This window comes from Amycolatopsis sp. NPDC004625, from assembly GCF_040609695.1.
In the GTDB taxonomy this organism is placed as follows: Bacteria; Actinomycetota; Actinomycetes; order Mycobacteriales; family Pseudonocardiaceae; genus Amycolatopsis.
Genome location: NZ_JBEXKX010000004.1, coordinates 37,032 through 50,452, shown reverse-complemented (window position 1 = coordinate 50,452; position 13,421 = coordinate 37,032). Strand labels below are relative to the sequence as shown.

14 protein-coding genes are annotated in these 13,421 nt (G+C 71.8%); 9 read left to right on the top strand and 5 right to left on the bottom strand.

Annotation, left to right across the window (positions count from 1 at the left end):
* The first annotated feature begins 25 nt into the window (after nucleotides 1–25).
* Nucleotides 26–1,234, top strand: coding sequence for a DUF445 domain-containing protein (locus ABZW17_RS05635; protein WP_354810000.1), 1,209 nt, complete (start codon nucleotides 26–28; stop codon nucleotides 1,232–1,234).
* On the opposite strand, the gene ABZW17_RS05630 is transcribed toward ABZW17_RS05635, so the two are convergent.
* Genes ABZW17_RS05630 through ABZW17_RS05620 form a run of 3 tightly spaced genes read right to left on the bottom strand, consistent with a single transcriptional unit; the run spans nucleotide 1,231 to nucleotide 3,866 of the window.
* On the bottom strand, nucleotides 1,231–2,106 hold the full coding sequence (locus tag ABZW17_RS05630; protein ID WP_354809998.1) for a metal ABC transporter permease: 876 nt from the start codon (nucleotides 2,104–2,106) through the stop codon (nucleotides 1,231–1,233). The two genes, ABZW17_RS05635 and ABZW17_RS05630, sit on opposite strands and share 4 nt — an antisense overlap.
* A 3-nt stretch (nucleotides 2,107–2,109) precedes the next feature.
* Nucleotides 2,110–2,955: a metal ABC transporter ATP-binding protein gene (locus tag ABZW17_RS05625; protein WP_354809996.1), complete on the bottom strand. Its 846-nt coding sequence runs from the start codon at nucleotides 2,953–2,955 to the stop codon at nucleotides 2,110–2,112.
* A 2-nt stretch (nucleotides 2,956–2,957) separates the two neighbouring features.
* Nucleotides 2,958–3,866 carry a zinc ABC transporter substrate-binding protein gene (locus ABZW17_RS05620; protein ID WP_354809994.1) on the bottom strand — a complete coding sequence of 303 codons (909 nt, stop codon included), beginning with the start codon at nucleotides 3,864–3,866 and terminating at the stop codon, nucleotides 2,958–2,960.
* Nucleotides 3,867–4,055: 189 nt separating this feature from the next.
* On the opposite strand from ABZW17_RS05620, the gene ABZW17_RS05615 reads away from it, so the two are divergent.
* The 5 genes from ABZW17_RS05615 (at nucleotide 4,056) to ABZW17_RS05595 (ending at nucleotide 8,592) form a co-directional block, all read left to right on the top strand.
* Nucleotides 4,056–5,156 carry a LacI family DNA-binding transcriptional regulator gene (locus ABZW17_RS05615; protein ID WP_033261626.1) on the top strand — a complete coding sequence of 367 codons (1,101 nt, stop codon included), beginning with the start codon at nucleotides 4,056–4,058 and terminating at the stop codon, nucleotides 5,154–5,156.
* 100 nt (nucleotides 5,157–5,256) lie between these two features.
* Nucleotides 5,257–5,748 carry a carbonic anhydrase gene (locus ABZW17_RS05610; protein ID WP_354809991.1) on the top strand — a complete coding sequence of 164 codons (492 nt, stop codon included), beginning with the start codon at nucleotides 5,257–5,259 and terminating at the stop codon, nucleotides 5,746–5,748.
* Between the two features lie 3 nt (nucleotides 5,749–5,751).
* Entirely contained in the window at nucleotides 5,752–6,687 is a 936-nt protein-coding gene (locus ABZW17_RS05605; protein WP_354809989.1) for a nucleotide disphospho-sugar-binding domain-containing protein, read from the top strand.
* A 9-nt stretch (nucleotides 6,688–6,696) separates the two neighbouring features.
* Nucleotides 6,697–7,572, top strand: coding sequence for an A/G-specific adenine glycosylase (locus ABZW17_RS05600; RefSeq protein WP_354809987.1), 876 nt, complete (start codon nucleotides 6,697–6,699; stop codon nucleotides 7,570–7,572).
* A 63-nt stretch (nucleotides 7,573–7,635) separates the two neighbouring features.
* Nucleotides 7,636–8,592: an N-acetylmuramoyl-L-alanine amidase gene (locus tag ABZW17_RS05595; protein WP_354809985.1), complete on the top strand. Its 957-nt coding sequence runs from the start codon at nucleotides 7,636–7,638 to the stop codon at nucleotides 8,590–8,592.
* A gap of 66 nt (nucleotides 8,593–8,658) precedes the next feature.
* Here the strand turns inward: ABZW17_RS05595 and ABZW17_RS05590 are convergent, their stop codons facing one another.
* Nucleotides 8,659–9,405: an alpha/beta hydrolase gene (locus ABZW17_RS05590; protein ID WP_354809983.1), complete on the bottom strand. Its 747-nt coding sequence runs from the start codon at nucleotides 9,403–9,405 to the stop codon at nucleotides 8,659–8,661.
* Nucleotides 9,406–9,479: 74 nt separating this feature from the next.
* Between ABZW17_RS05590 and ABZW17_RS05585 the strand changes: the two genes are divergently transcribed.
* Nucleotides 9,480–10,886, top strand: coding sequence for a M1 family metallopeptidase (locus tag ABZW17_RS05585; RefSeq protein WP_354809981.1), 1,407 nt, complete (start codon nucleotides 9,480–9,482; stop codon nucleotides 10,884–10,886).
* On the opposite strand, the gene ABZW17_RS05580 is transcribed toward ABZW17_RS05585, so the two are convergent.
* The gene (locus tag ABZW17_RS05580; protein WP_354809979.1) at nucleotides 10,872–12,254 is read right to left on the bottom strand and encodes an ATP-binding protein; all 1,383 of its coding nucleotides are present in this window, start codon (nucleotides 12,252–12,254) and stop codon (nucleotides 10,872–10,874) included. The two genes, ABZW17_RS05585 and ABZW17_RS05580, sit on opposite strands and share 15 nt — an antisense overlap.
* Nucleotides 12,255–12,304: 50 nt before the next feature.
* Here ABZW17_RS05580 and ABZW17_RS05575 point away from each other — a divergent pair, with 50 nt between their 5' ends.
* Both ABZW17_RS05575 and ABZW17_RS05570 read left to right on the top strand, forming a co-directional pair.
* On the top strand, nucleotides 12,305–12,616 hold the full coding sequence (locus ABZW17_RS05575; protein ID WP_257918130.1) for an antibiotic biosynthesis monooxygenase: 312 nt from the start codon (nucleotides 12,305–12,307) through the stop codon (nucleotides 12,614–12,616).
* Nucleotides 12,609–13,415: a Sir2 family NAD-dependent protein deacetylase gene (locus ABZW17_RS05570; RefSeq protein ID WP_354809977.1), complete on the top strand. Its 807-nt coding sequence runs from the start codon at nucleotides 12,609–12,611 to the stop codon at nucleotides 13,413–13,415. Before ABZW17_RS05575 ends, ABZW17_RS05570 begins: the two co-directional genes overlap by 8 nt.
* The last annotated feature ends 6 nt before the right edge of the window (nucleotides 13,416–13,421 follow it).

The window sequence follows — 13,421 nt, the reverse complement described above, 5'->3', positions numbered from 1 at the left end:
TCGATCTCGGCGTGAGGAGGTCGGCTTGGACGCGGTCCTGCACGACCTCGCGCTGCACTGGCCGCTCTACGCGGCGATGCCGTTCATCGCGGCGCTGATCGGGTACGTCACCAAGCGCGTGGCCATCGAGATGATGTTCCGGCCCCTCGAATTCGTCGGCATCCCGCCGCTGCTCGGCTGGCAGGGCGTCGTGCCGAAGCACGGCGGGCGGATGGCCGCGGTCGCCACCGAGCTGCTGACGGCCAACCTGCTCGACCTCCGCGAGGTCCTCGAGCGGATCGACCCGGTCATCATCACCAGCGAGCTGGAGCAGCCGCTGCTGCGCGCGGTCGACCAAACCGCCCGCGAGGTGCTGGCCGAGTACCACCCGCGGCTGTGGGAGGTCATGCCGGCGCTGGCCCAGGAGCTGCTGATCAAGCAGGTCCAGGCCTCGGCGCCGCGGCTGGTCCGGGAGTTCCTCGACGACGTCCGCGAGAACCTCGACGAGGTCCTCGACGTCCAGCACATGACCGTCCAGCGGCTGACGCGCGACAAGAAGCTGCTGGTCCGGCTGATCCGGGAGACGTCCCGGCCCGAGATGGCGTTCATCGCCCGGATGGGCATCTACTTCGGCTTCGGGCTGGGGCTCGTCCAGACGATCGTGTGGGCGTTCACCCGCGAGCCGTGGGTGCTGCCGGCCTTCGGCGGCGTCATCGGGCTGTGCACCGACTGGCTGGCGATCAAGCTGATCTTCGTCCCGCGCGAGCCGGTGCGCGTCGGCCGGGTGATCTTCCAGGGCAAGTTCCAGCGGCGGCGGGCCGAGGTGGCGCGGCAGTACGGCGAGCTGATCGCGACCGAGGTCCTGACCGTCCGGAACCTGCTGGACGCGATCCTGCGCGGCCCCCGCGCGGACCGCCTGGCCGCCCGCGTCGAGCACCTGGTGTCGGAAGCGGTCGACGCGCAGGTGCCGCTGGCCTGGACCGTCGGCGGCACCCGGCTGAAGGAGATGAAGCACGCGGCGGCCCGCAAGGCCCTGGAGCAGCTTCCGGACACCGCGCGCCACGCCGAGGGGTACCTGACCGAGGCGATGGACGTCGCGAAGGTGATCGAGCAGCGGATGCTGGCTCTCACGCCGCTGGAGTTCGAAGGCCTGCTGCGCCCGGCGTTCCGCCAGGACGAGTGGAAGCTGATCGCCGTCGGCGCGGTGATCGGCGGGCTCGTCGGCGAGCTGCAGGTCCTGCTGATGCTGGGTTAGGCCGCCGCGACGAGGGCCGGTTCCACCGGGCGCACGCGCGTCCGGCGGTCGCGCTGCCAGGCCAGGACGCGGCAGACCACGTAGATCAGGAACGAAATCGCCGTCACGAACGCGCTCACCGGCAGGCCGGGGGCCAGCGACAGCAGGATGCCGCCGATGGCCGACACCTCGGCGAACACGATCGACAGCACGGTGGCCTTCCACGGGGACGCCGTCACGCGGGCCGCCGCGGCCGCCGGCGTCACCATCAGCGCCACCACCAGCAGCGAGCCGACCACCTTGACGCTCAGCGCCGTCGAGACCCCCACCAGCAGCGCGAACACCACCGTCAGGGTCTTCACCGGGACCCCGCGCGCCACGGCCACGTTCCGGTCCACCGACGCGAACAGCAGCGGCCGGTAGACCAGCGCCAGCACCGCCAGCACCACCGCCGACGACACCACGAACAACGTCAGGTTCGTCGAGTCGATCGTGATGATCTGGCCGGTCAGGATGCCGAACTTGTTCCCGGACCGTCCTTTGTAGAAGGACAGGAACAGCACGCCCATGCCGAGGCCGAACGAGAGGATCACGCCGATCACGGAGTCGCGGTCGGCGTCGCGCGCGCCCAGGATGCCGAGCAGCAGCGCCGCCACGACCGCGCCGATCAGGGCGCCGTACTCGACGCCGATGCCGAGCAGCAGGGCCGCCGCGCCGCCGGTGAACGCCAGCTCCGACGTGCCGTGCACCGCGAACGACATCCGCCGCATCACGATCAGCGGGCCCATCACGCCGGCCACCAGGCCGAGGATCGCGGCCGCCAGCAACGCCGTCTGGACGCCCTCGAGCTGGGTGATCAGCTCCCAGGTCTTGCCGAAGTCGAACAGCTCCACGGCTCAGCCCACTTGCTCTTCGACGTCGTGTTCGTGGTGGTGCGGCTCCTCCTCGCACAACGCGCTCTGCGCGCCCGCGATGTGGATCTGGCCGCCGACCTCGAGCACCTCGACCCGGGTGCCGTACAGCTGCGACAACGTCTCCGTCGTCATCACCTCGTCCGGCTTGCCGACCCGGAACTGGCCGTTGACCAGGTACAACACCCGGTCGACGAACGGCAGCACGGGGTTGATCTCGTGCGTCACGAAGAGCACGGCCGTCCCGGCGTCGCGGCGGCGGGCGTCGATCAGCTCGCTGATCGCGCGCTGGTGGGCGAGGTCGAGCGAGAGCAGCGGCTCGTCGCACAGCAGCACCTCGGGGTCGCCGACCAGGGCCTGCGCCACCCGCAGCCGCTGCTGTTCACCGCCGGACAGCCGGCCGACGGGCTGCTTCGCGTACCGCGTGGCCCCCACGGCTTCGATCGCTTCGGTGACGCGCCAGCGCCGGGCCGCCATGCCGAACAGGCCCGGTCCCCAGCGGTGGCCGTCGAGGCCGAGGCCGACGAGGTCGACGCCGCGCAGCGTCAGCGACTCGTCGATCGCGCGCTGCTGCGGGATGTAGCCGACCTTGCGGTTCGCGCCGCCCGGGCGGCCGCCGGCGATCTCCACCGAGCCCGCCGAGAGCTCCTGCATGCCGAGCAGCGCCTTGAGGAAGCTGCTCTTGCCGGAGCCGTTCGGGCCGAGCACGGCGAGGAACTCCCCCGGCTCGACCACGAGGTCCAGCCCGGACCAGAGGGTGCGGGGGCCGAACGCCAGGCCCGCGCCGCGGACCCGGACCGCGGGGCGGACGTCGTCGGATACGAGTGCCATGGCTACTTCAACGCCCCAGCCAGCTCGTCGACTTCCCCGGTCATCCAGCCAATGTAGTCCGTCACACCCGCGGGCAGCGTTTCGGTCACGTCGACCACGCCGATCCCGGCGGCCTTCGCCTGCGCGACGACGCCCTGGGTCAGCGGGGTCACCGTCTGAGCGTTGTTGATCAGCGCCTTGACCTGTTTCGTGGCGATGAGCTGCTGGTACTCGTTGACCGCACCGGCCGGGACGTCGGTGTCGTTCTCGACGGCGTCGGAGAACGCCTTGGGCGTCGCGTCCGTCAGCTTCGCGCTCCGGAGCAGGTAGTGCGCGACCGGCTCGGTGACGACGACCTTCGTACCCGGGTGGGTGGCGCCGAGCTCGCCGAGCCGCTTCTCGAGCGCGTCGACCTTGGCCTTGAACGCCTTCGCGTTGTCGGCGAAGAGCTGCTTCGACGCCGGCTGCAGCTCGCCGAGCTGCACCGCGAGCTGGTCGGCGACCTTGTCGACACCCGGCAGGTCGTACCAGACGTGCTCGTTCTCGTCGCCGGTCGCGGCGATGTCGTAGGCGACGAGCTTCTTCGCGTCCCCGGCCTGGTCGCTGAGCTTGCCGAAGAACTCGTCGTAGCCGCCGCCGTTGGACAGCAGCAGCTGCGCGCCCTTCGCGGCGAGCGCGTCGTCCGCCGTCGTCTCGTACGAGTGCGGGTCGGCCGACGGGTCGTGGATGACCGACTTGACCTCGACCTTGTCCCCGCCGACGGCGCCGGCCACGCTGCCCCAGACGTCCGTCGAGGCGACGACCTTGATCTTGCCGTCGCCGCCGGCCTGCGCACCGCCGCCGTCGGAAGTGCCACCGGAGCACGCGGCCAAGGCGAAGACGGACAGGGCCGAAGCGGCGGCGAGCACGCTCGTGGTGCGGCGGGAACTCATCGGGCAACTCTCCTGGGTGACACTCGAGACGCTAATGGAAACCGTTGTCAGATTCACCTTACCCCATCCGGATGACTTCCTGGCCATCCGATCCCGCTTTGGTGTATGCGTCTTCGTGCATGCGGATCGAGACATCGACCACGCGGGGTGTCTCTTCATGAATTCGATCTGAACCGTTACGGTTTGCTGATGGGCCGTCCTATTCGCACCCGGAGGCAAGCGACGCTGGCGTCGCTCGCGGCGGAGCTCGGTGTGTCCAGGACCACGGTGTCCAACGCCTACAACCGGCCGGACCAGCTGTCCCCGGAACTGCGCCGCCGCGTCCTCGAGACCGCGCGGCGGCTCGGCTACCCCGGCCCCGACCCGGTCGCCCGCTCGCTGCGCACGCGCAAGGCGGGCGCGGTCGGGCTGCTGCTCACCGAGAACCTCTCCTACGCCTTCCGCGACCCCGCCGCCGTCGGCGTGCTCGAAGGACTGGCGCTGGCCTGCGAAGACGCCGGCGTCGGCCTGCACCTGGTGCCGGCCAGCCCGGGCCGCGAAGACGTCGCCGCGGTGCACCGCGCGGGCGTCGACGGCTTCGTCGTCTATTCGGTGCCCGACGACGACCCGCACCTGGCCGCCGTGCTGGAGCGGCCGGTGCCGACGGTGATCATCGACCAGCCGAGCCTCGAGGGCATCGACCGCGTCGGCCCGGATGACGCCGCCGCCGTCGGCAAGATCGCCGAACACCTCGTGTCGCTCGGCCACCGGCAGGTCGGCGTGATCTGCATGCGGCTGGCCCGCGAGCGCAACGACGACTTCGTCTCGGCGACGCGGCAGAGCGGCGCGCACTTCCACGTCCAGCGCACCCGGCTGGAAGCACTCGCCGTCGCGTTCTCGGCGGCGGGCGTCGACTGGGCGGGTGTCCCGGTGGTCGAGCGGTTCGACCACACGGTGGACGACGGCGCTTCGGCGGCGCGGCAGCTGCTGGACGCGTACCCGCAGATCACGGCGGTGATCTGCACCTCCGACATCCTCGCGCTGGGCGCGATGGCCGAGGCCGAGCGGCGCGGGCTGCGGGTGCCGCAGGACCTGACGGTCACCGGCTTCGACGGCATCGCCGAAGCCGAGCGGATCGGGCTCACCACGGTCCACCAGCCGGTGCTGGAGAAGGGCAAGACGGCCGGACGGCTGCTGCTCAGCTCGGGCGAGCGGAGCGCGCCGAAGGTGATCACCCTGCCGACCGAGCTGCGCGTGGGCCGGACGTCGGCGCCGCCGCGGACGGTCGAGGAGCCGTGGTTCGGCGGGTAACCCCGTGACATTGCTCTTAGCGCATTGCTCAGCGGGGTAGTCACCCGGTCAAATGGAGTGGTTATCCCGCGCCGCGGGGCCACTGGCCGGAAGGTGACCGATGACCTCGATCGACGTACTGCTCAAGCGCAACCAGGAGCTCGGCGAGGTGACGCCGGGTGACCGGTCGTCCCCCAAGCCGTCGCTGCAGGTGGCCATCCTGACCTGCATGGACGCCCGGATCCGGGTGTTCGAGCTGTTCGGCCTGCTGCAGGGCGAGTCGCACGTCCTCCGCAACGCCGGCGGCGTCGTCACCGACGACATGATCCGCTCCCTGGCGCTGTCGCAGCGCAAGCTCGGCACCCGCGAAGTGCTGATCGTCCAGCACACCGAGTGCGGCCTGTCGATGGTGACCGAGGACGACTTCAAGGACGAGCTCGAGAGCGAAACGGGCCTGCGGCCGACGTGGTCGGTCGAGGCGTTCCGCAACGTCGAGAACAGCGTCCGCACGTCGGTGGAGCGGGTGCGGCGCAGCGCGTACCTGCCGCACACGGAGAACGTGCGCGGGTTCGTCTACGACGTGAAGACCGGGAAGCTCACCGAGGTCGAGTAGGTCTTGCGGGTCCTCTTCGCCGCGCTGGCGTCGGCCGGCCACACGTACCCGATGGTCCCGCTCGCGGTCGCGGCGCGGGACGTCGGGCACGACGTGCACTTCGCCGCCGGTGAGCACGTCCACGAGTCGCTGCGGGGGTTGAACCCGTTCCGGCCCGCGGACTCGTTCTACGAGATCTACGCCGAGGACCTCGAACCGGACCTGGAGCGGCTGCGGCCGGACCTGGTCGTGCACGGGTGGGGCGTCCCCGAGGTGGCCGTGGCCGCCCGGCGCGCCGGGATCCCGGCCCTCTGGCACGGCTTCGGCCGGATGATCCCCGACGGCATCGGGTTCGACCGTCCCGCCAGTGGCGTGCACCTCGACATCTGCCCGCCGTCGCTGCAGGACGCGGGCTTCCTCGCGACCGCCGAGCGCGTCGCCCTGCGTCCGGTGCCCTTCGCCGAGCCGGGCGGCTTCCGGGGGCCGCTGATCTACCTGACGCTCGGCACCGCCTTCGGCACCGCGGAGGTGCTCGAAACGGCGATCGAGGGCTTGGCCACGCTCGGCACGCCCGTCGTGGTGGCCACCGGCGGGGTGTCGCTCGGGCCGCAGCCGGCCCACGTGACGGCCCACGCCTGGGTACCGCAGGCAGCGGCGATCGCGCGGGCGGACCTGGTCGTCCACCACGGCGGCAGCGGCACCACGCTGGGCGCGCTCGCCGCCGGCGTCCCGCAGCTCGTCCTGCCGCAGGGCGCCGACCAGTTCGCCAACGCCGAGGCCCTGCTCGCCGCGGGAGCCGCGGTGCGCCTCCTGCCCGGCGAACTGAGCGCCGACGCCGTCGCCGAACAGGCCAGGAAGGCGTTCGCCTGCCGTGAGGCGGCCCGCGCGATCGCCGCGGAAATCGCCGCCATGCCGTCGCCGGACGAGGTCGCTCGCGACCTGGCGAAGTACGCGAAGTAGCCTCCCCGCGTGGCTGTGGACGCTGACGTACTGATCGACTGGTTCTCCGCGCACGGCCGGGATCTTCCGTGGCGCGAGCCCACCTGCTCGGCCTGGGGCGTCCTGGTCAGCGAAATCATGCTGCAGCAGACGCCGGTCGCCCGCGTGCAGCCGATCTGGCACGAGTGGATGGCGCGCTGGCCCGTGCCGTCGGCGCTCGCCGCGTCGGCGCAGGGCGAGGTCGTGCGGGCGTGGGGGAAGCTCGGCTACCCCCGCCGGGCGCTGCGGCTGCACGAGGCCGCTGGGGTGATCGCGAAGGAACACGGGGACGTCGTTCCGTCCGATGTGGACACGCTGCTCGCGCTGCCCGGGATCGGCGCCTACACCGCTCGGGCCGTCGCCGCGTTCGCCTACGGGCGGCGGGCGCCGGTGGTCGACACGAACGTGCGGCGGGTCGTCGCGCGGGCGGTGCACGGGGCCGGGGACGCCGGGCCCGCGTCGAACACCCGGGACATGAACGACGTCGAAGCGCTGTTGCCGGCCGAAGACGCGCCCGCGGCGAAGTTTTCCGCGGCGATCATGGAGCTCGGCGCCCTGATCTGCACCGCACGCGCACCCAGGTGCGCGGACTGCCCGATCTACGGCGAATGCGCGTGGCAGCTCGCCGGGCGGCCCGAGTACACCGGGCCGGCCAAGCCGGTCCAGAAGTTCGCCGGCACCGACCGGCAGGTCCGCGGGCGGCTGCTCGACGTGCTGCGCGGCAGCGAAGGCCCGGTCGAGAAGGCCCGCCTCGACCAGGTGTGGCACGACGGCGGCCAGCGCGACCGCTGCCTGGACTCCCTGCTGGTCGACGGCCTGCTGGAGCAGACCGGCGACGGCCTGTTCGCCCTACCGGGGGAGCACTGACGCACTGCGACCAAAGTTGGTCAATAGTTGTCATCGGCGCGTTCCGGAGTTACCGTTTCACCCATGGTCACTGTTGACCGCCGGACCCTCTTCAAAGCGGGGGTGACCGCGACCGCGGCCGGCGCACTGGGGATGACGACCACGGGGACGGCCGGCGCGGCCGTGCCGGCACCGACGATCCACGGCTGCGCCGAGTGGGGCGCCCGGCCCGCCGCCGGGCCGATCGTGGTGGAGAACCACAAGCCGACCTACATCGTCGTGCACCACGCGGTCGACCCGCCGATGAACAACGACTTCTCGCTGGCGCGCGCGTTCTACGTCTCGCGGTTCATCCAGGACCTGCACATGGACAAGAACGGCTGGATCGACAGCGGCCAGCAGTTCACGAACAGCCGCGGCGGCTTCGTCACCGAGGGCAGGCACCGCAGCCTGGAAATCCTGCGCGGCGGCACCCAGCACGTCCAGGGCGCGAACGTCGGCAACCACAACAGCGAGGTCATCGGCATCGAGAACGAGGGCCTGTACAGCACGGTGGACGTGCCGGCGGCGCTGTGGAACTCGCTGGTCTCGCTGGTCGCCTACATCGCGCACCAGTACGGCATCGCGCCGGAGTTCATCAAGGGGCACCGCGACTTCAACTCGACCGAGTGCCCCGGCCAGGTGCTCTACAACCGGCTGCCGGAACTGCGGACGGCCGTCGGCCGCGTCCTGGGTGTCGCGGTGACGCGTTCCGAAGCCGAGTGGCCGCTGGTGAAACCGGGCGACACGGGTCGCACCGTGCAGCTGGCGCAGCAGTTCCTGCGCGCGTCCGGCTTCGGCGTACCGACGGACGGAGTGTTCGGAAAGTCCACAAAGGACGCAGTGGCCGCTTTGTCTGCTCAGGCCGGTTTGCCGCGCCACACGTGCACCGCGACCAGGGTGACCGACGAGACCGGCTTCCTGGGCGCGGACGTCTGGCCGCTGATCGTCCCGGCCGACCGCTCGACGGCGGCCTGGCGAGCGGATCTCGCCCGCACGTGAGCGGGAGGTCGGTGCGCCGGGCTCAACGACGCGCTCGGTGTGCCGTCCTTCCGTTCACGTGCGGTTTCAGCGGTTGAGCACCTGGGAGAGGAAAGCCTCGACGGCGCCGCGGTAGATCTCCGGGGCCTCGTCGTGGGGCAGGTGGGCCGAGCCCGGGACCACGAGGTGTTTCGCGTCGGGCACCCGCGAAGCGGCTTCGGCCTGCTGACCGCGCGGCATCGCCGTGTGCTCGCCCTCGACCAGCAGCAGCGGGCAGCGGATCGCCTCGACGACGTCCCAGAAGTCCCGCCGGCCCCACTCGGCGGCGATGACGTACAGGTCTTCGAGGTCCGCGACCAGGTGAAACCCGTCGGAACGCTCCTCGACGCAGTCGGCGAAGTACGCGCCCGCGTCGCCGAAGAACTCGCGGACGTGGTCGAGCGAGGAGAACGGCACCGGCCAGCTCTCGAAGTACCCGCGCCAGGTCTCGACGGTCCGGCCGCGCTGGTCCGGCGCGAAGTCCTCGGAGACGACCGCGCGCACCAGCTCCGGGTACCGCGCGGCGGTCGCCCACGCGTGCAGGCCACCCATCGAGTGCCCGATCAGGACCGCCGGGCCGGCGTCGAGCGTCCGCAGCGCTTCGGCGACGTCGTCGGCGAACCGCTCGGTCGTCCACGGCCCGACGCGCGGCGCGCTGCCGTGGCCGCGCGCGTCCAGTCCGTACACCGCGCCGTAGGGCCGGAGCCACTCCGCGACCCGCCACCACGTCCGCGCCCGGCCCATCAGGCCGTGGAGCAGAACGATCGGCACGCCGCTGCCGCCGAAACAGAGCACGCGGCCACCTAACCACAAAACCCCTGGTGCGGAACGTGACCGAACGGTCGCAGTCCATCACCTATGGTGGTCGTATGCGCCGCCGACTCACCGCCCTGGCTGTCTGCGCCGCCGTGGTCCTCGCCGCGGCGTGCGGCGGCGACGCCGTCACCGCGCCCCTCCCGCCGCCGCCCGTGCACCCGGTGCCGGGCGCGGCCGGCGCCGGCGATCCGTACTACCCCGACGACGGCAACGGCGGTTACGACGCCCTCGCTTACCAGGTCGACGTCAAGTACGACCCGCCGAGCGGGCACCTCGACGGCGACACGACGGTGACGGCGAAGGCGACCGAGGACCTGAGCCGGTTCGACCTCGACCTGCGAGGGCTGGACGTGCACAGTGTCGAGGTCGACGGCAAGCCGGCTCGGTTCAGCCGCGAGAAGGCGTTCGAGCTCGTCGTCACGCCGCCGGGGCCGATCCGCGCCGGGACGACGTTCCGCACGCGGGTCCGTTACGGCGGCGACCCGGCGAAGACCCCGCACGAGGGCGGCAGCGAGAACGGCTGGCAGCACTCGGCCGACGGCGGCGCGTTCATGGTCGGCGAGCCGCATTCGGCCGCGTTCTGGTACCCGGTGAACGAAACCCCGCGCGACAAGGCGGCCTTCACGCTCACCGCGCACGTCCCGCCGGGCTGGACGGTGGTTTCGAACGGCCGCGAAGGGCCGCCCGGCACGTGGACCGAACCCGACCCGGTGGCGAGCTACCTGACGACCATCGCCATCGGCAAGTTCAGTGTCGACAGGTCGACACTGCCGGACGGAACCCCGGTCGTCTCGGCGTACGCCCCCGGCACCGAGGCCCGCCGCGCGATCGGCGGCCGCCTGCCGGAGGTCCTCGGCTTCCTGAGCAGCAAGTTCGGCCCGTACCCGCAGTCGGCCGCGGGCGGGATCTTCCTGAACGAGAACGTGCCCTTCTCGCTCGAGACGCAGACCCGGCCGACGTACGCGAAGTGGGTCGACCTGCCGACGCTGGTGCACGAGAACGCCCACCAGTGGTTCGGCGACTCGGTGTCCCTGCGCAACTGGTCCGACATCTGCCTGAACGAGTGCTTCGCGTCGTACTCGCAGTGGCTGTGGGCCGAGCGCGAGGGCCAGAACCTGGACGACCGCTACCGCGCGGCCATCGAGATCACCCGCGGCAGCACGGACTTCTGGGGCCAGAAGCTGGTCGGGATGGGCCAGGGCCACGAGTTCGAAGGCGTCTACAACAAGGGCATCCTGGCCCTGCACGCGCTGCGCCGCCAGATCGGCGACCCGGCGTTCGACCGCCTCCTGCACACGTGGCCGGCCCGCTTCCGCCACGGCAACGCGACCTGGACCGACTTCGAGACGCTGGCGACGCAGGTCAGCGGCAAGAACCTCCGGGAGTTCTTCGACACGTGGTTCCGCGGCACGAAGCTCCCCGCGGACGCCGACCTCTACCCGGGCTCACTGCGCAGCTGACCCCAGCAAGGACCGCGTCAGCGCACTGCGCGCGTCCTGCATCTCCCGCAGCGCCGTCCCCAGCTCCGCGTCACCGACGACGACGTCCTCGTCCGGGCGCACGGCCAGCGCCCGCAGTGACGCCCGCCGCAGCAGTTCCTTCGCGAACGACGCCGTCACCCCCTCGGTCGCCTCGATGACCGGGCCCAGGTCCGCCGTCAGCTTCAGCCCCCGCGCGTACAGGCGCAGCAGCGCTTCGCGCCCGGCCGCGTCCGGCAGCGGGATCTCCACCGCCAGGTCGACCCGGCCCGGCCGGTCCGCCAGCGCCTTCTCCAGCTCGCTCGCGCGGTTGGTGGTGAGCAGGAACGTCACGTCGGCGTCGCCGCCCACGCCGTCCATCGCGTCGAGGAGGGTGAACAGCAGGGGCTGGACCATCGGGCCGTAGCTGCGGTCCTGGGCGATCAGGTCGACGTCTTCGAGCACGACCACGCTCGGCTGCAGCCGCCGCGCCAGCTCGGCCGCCTTGGCCACGAACCGCATCGCCGTGCCGGTCAGGATGACCACCGTCGTCTCCGGCAGGCGGCCCATCAGGTAGCGGACCGTGTGCGTCTTGCCGGTGCCGGGCGCGCCGTGCAGCAGCAGGCCGCGCTTGAGGTGCTGGCCGGCCGCCAGCAGGCGCTCGCCGTGCTCGGCGATGCCGATCGTGTGTCGCTCGATCGCCTCGAGCACGCCGTCCGGCAGCACGACCTCGTCACCGGTCAGCGTGGGCCGCGGGAGGAACGTGAGCAGCTCGTTGCCGCGGTTTTCGCTGGTGCCGAAGGCCAGCACCTGGCCGCGCAGGACGTCGTGCTCGGTCATCAGGCGCTCGACGCGGTCCCGGACGCCGGTGGCGACGGCCCGCGACGTCGCCAGCACCTCCAGCCGGCACTGCTCCAGCCCCCACTGCGGGTTGGCGCCGCGGATGGCGAGCAGCACCGGCTCGCCGCCGGGCGCGTGCGTGCCGACCAGCCCGAGCTGGACCGCCTCGGTGGCGTCGTCCGGGCCGGTCGCCGTGGTCGTGTAGTCCACCGAACCGAGGTCGTACATCCCCTGCCGACGTGCGGTGGCGAGCATCCCGATCAGGTCCTCGTGCGTGCGCTGGCCGCCCGCGATGCCGAACCAGCCCACGGCCGTGCCGTGCCCGGCCAGGTAGGCGTCGACCCCGCGCTGGATGTTGGCGTGCTCCCACATCGGCCAGTTGCGCGTGACGACCACGACCTCCGGCAGCGGCGCCCCCAGGTGGCCGGTCACGCGCTCGATGAGTTCGTTGCCGCCTCCGGTGACGGTGTCCGCGGTGGCGCGGACGATCCGGGCGAGGTCGGCGGCGAGGTCGCGCTCGGTGCTCCCCATGGCTTCCACAGTGGCACGGGTCACACGCGGGAGCCAACTAGTGTGGAGCCATGAGTGTCGTGAAGATCAACGCGATCGAGGTGCCCGAGGGCGCCGGCCCCGAGCTGGAGAAGCGCTTCGCCGCGCGCATGCACTCCGTCGACCAGCAGCCGGGCTTCCTCGGCTTCGAGCTGCTGCGGCCGGTTTCCGGCGAGACGCGCTACTTCGTGTACACGAAGTGGGAGACGGAGGAGCACTACCAGGCGTGGGCGAAGGGCGGCCCGGCCGCGGCGGCGCACTCGGGCGAGCGCGCCAAGCCGGTGTCCACGGGGGCGAACCTGCTGGAGTTCGAGGTCGTCCTCGGTTCTCAGCCGGGTGAGTGAGCAAGCCGCAAAGCTCCTGGACGGCGCCGGCGCGCTCCTGATCTGCGCCGGCGCCGGCATGGGCGTCGATTCGGGCCTCCCGGACTTCCGCGGCGGTGAGGGGTTCTGGCGCGCCTACCCGCCGTACGCCCGGCTCGGCCTGCGGTTCGAGGAGCTCGCCGACCCGCGGCAGTTCGCCGACGACCCCGGGCTGGCCTGGGGTTTCTACGGGCACCGGCTGGCGTTGTACCGCAAAACCGTGCCGCACGACGGCTTCCGGCTGCTCCTGGAGTACGGCTCGCGCCTGCCCGGCGGCGTCCGGGTGTTCACGTCCAATGTGGACGGCCAGTTCCAGGCGGCGGGCTTCGGGCACGTCGCCGAGGCGCACGGCTCGATCCACCACCTGCAGTGCCTGGCCGGGTGCACGGACGAGATCTGGCCGGCCGGCGTGGACGTGGTGATCGACGAAGAGACCATGCGCGCGATACCGCCCCTGCCGGCGTGCCCCCGCTGCGGCGGCCTCGCCCGGCCCAACATCCTGATGTTCGGCGACGTCTCGTGGGTCCCGGACCGCAGCCAGGCCCAGCTGGACGAGCTGACGGCGTGGCGACGCACCGCGCGTGACCTCGTGGTGGTCGAGCTGGGCGCGGGTCAGGCGGTCCCGACGGTCCGCCGCTACGCCGAGCTGGCCAGCGCGGCGACGGGCGCCCTGATCCGCATCAACCCGCGCGAACCCGGGATCCGCCACGACCGCGGCGTGTCGATCGCGGCCGGCGCCCTTGAGACCATCCAGGCCCTCGTGAGTGGTAAAGCGAGTTAGAACCCT

What these genes read in the sequence shown, in the direction of transcription:
- ABZW17_RS05580 (WP_354809979.1), bottom strand. Translation starts at nt 12,254, where the DNA reads ATGGGGAGCACCGAGCGCGACCTCGCCGCCGACCTCGCCCGGATCGTC.
- ABZW17_RS05585 (WP_354809981.1), top strand. Translation starts at nt 9,480, where the DNA reads ATGCGCCGCCGACTCACCGCCCTGGCTGTCTGCGCCGCCGTGGTCCTC.
- ABZW17_RS05610 (WP_354809991.1), top strand. Translation starts at nt 5,257, where the DNA reads ATGACCTCGATCGACGTACTGCTCAAGCGCAACCAGGAGCTCGGCGAG.
- ABZW17_RS05595 (WP_354809985.1), top strand. Translation starts at nt 7,636, where the DNA reads ATGGTCACTGTTGACCGCCGGACCCTCTTCAAAGCGGGGGTGACCGCG.
- ABZW17_RS05625 (WP_354809996.1), bottom strand. Translation starts at nt 2,955, where the DNA reads ATGGCACTCGTATCCGACGACGTCCGCCCCGCGGTCCGGGTCCGCGGC.
- ABZW17_RS05575 (WP_257918130.1), top strand. Translation starts at nt 12,305, where the DNA reads ATGAGTGTCGTGAAGATCAACGCGATCGAGGTGCCCGAGGGCGCCGGC.
- ABZW17_RS05615 (WP_033261626.1), top strand. Translation starts at nt 4,056, where the DNA reads ATGGGCCGTCCTATTCGCACCCGGAGGCAAGCGACGCTGGCGTCGCTC.
- ABZW17_RS05620 (WP_354809994.1), bottom strand. Translation starts at nt 3,866, where the DNA reads ATGAGTTCCCGCCGCACCACGAGCGTGCTCGCCGCCGCTTCGGCCCTG.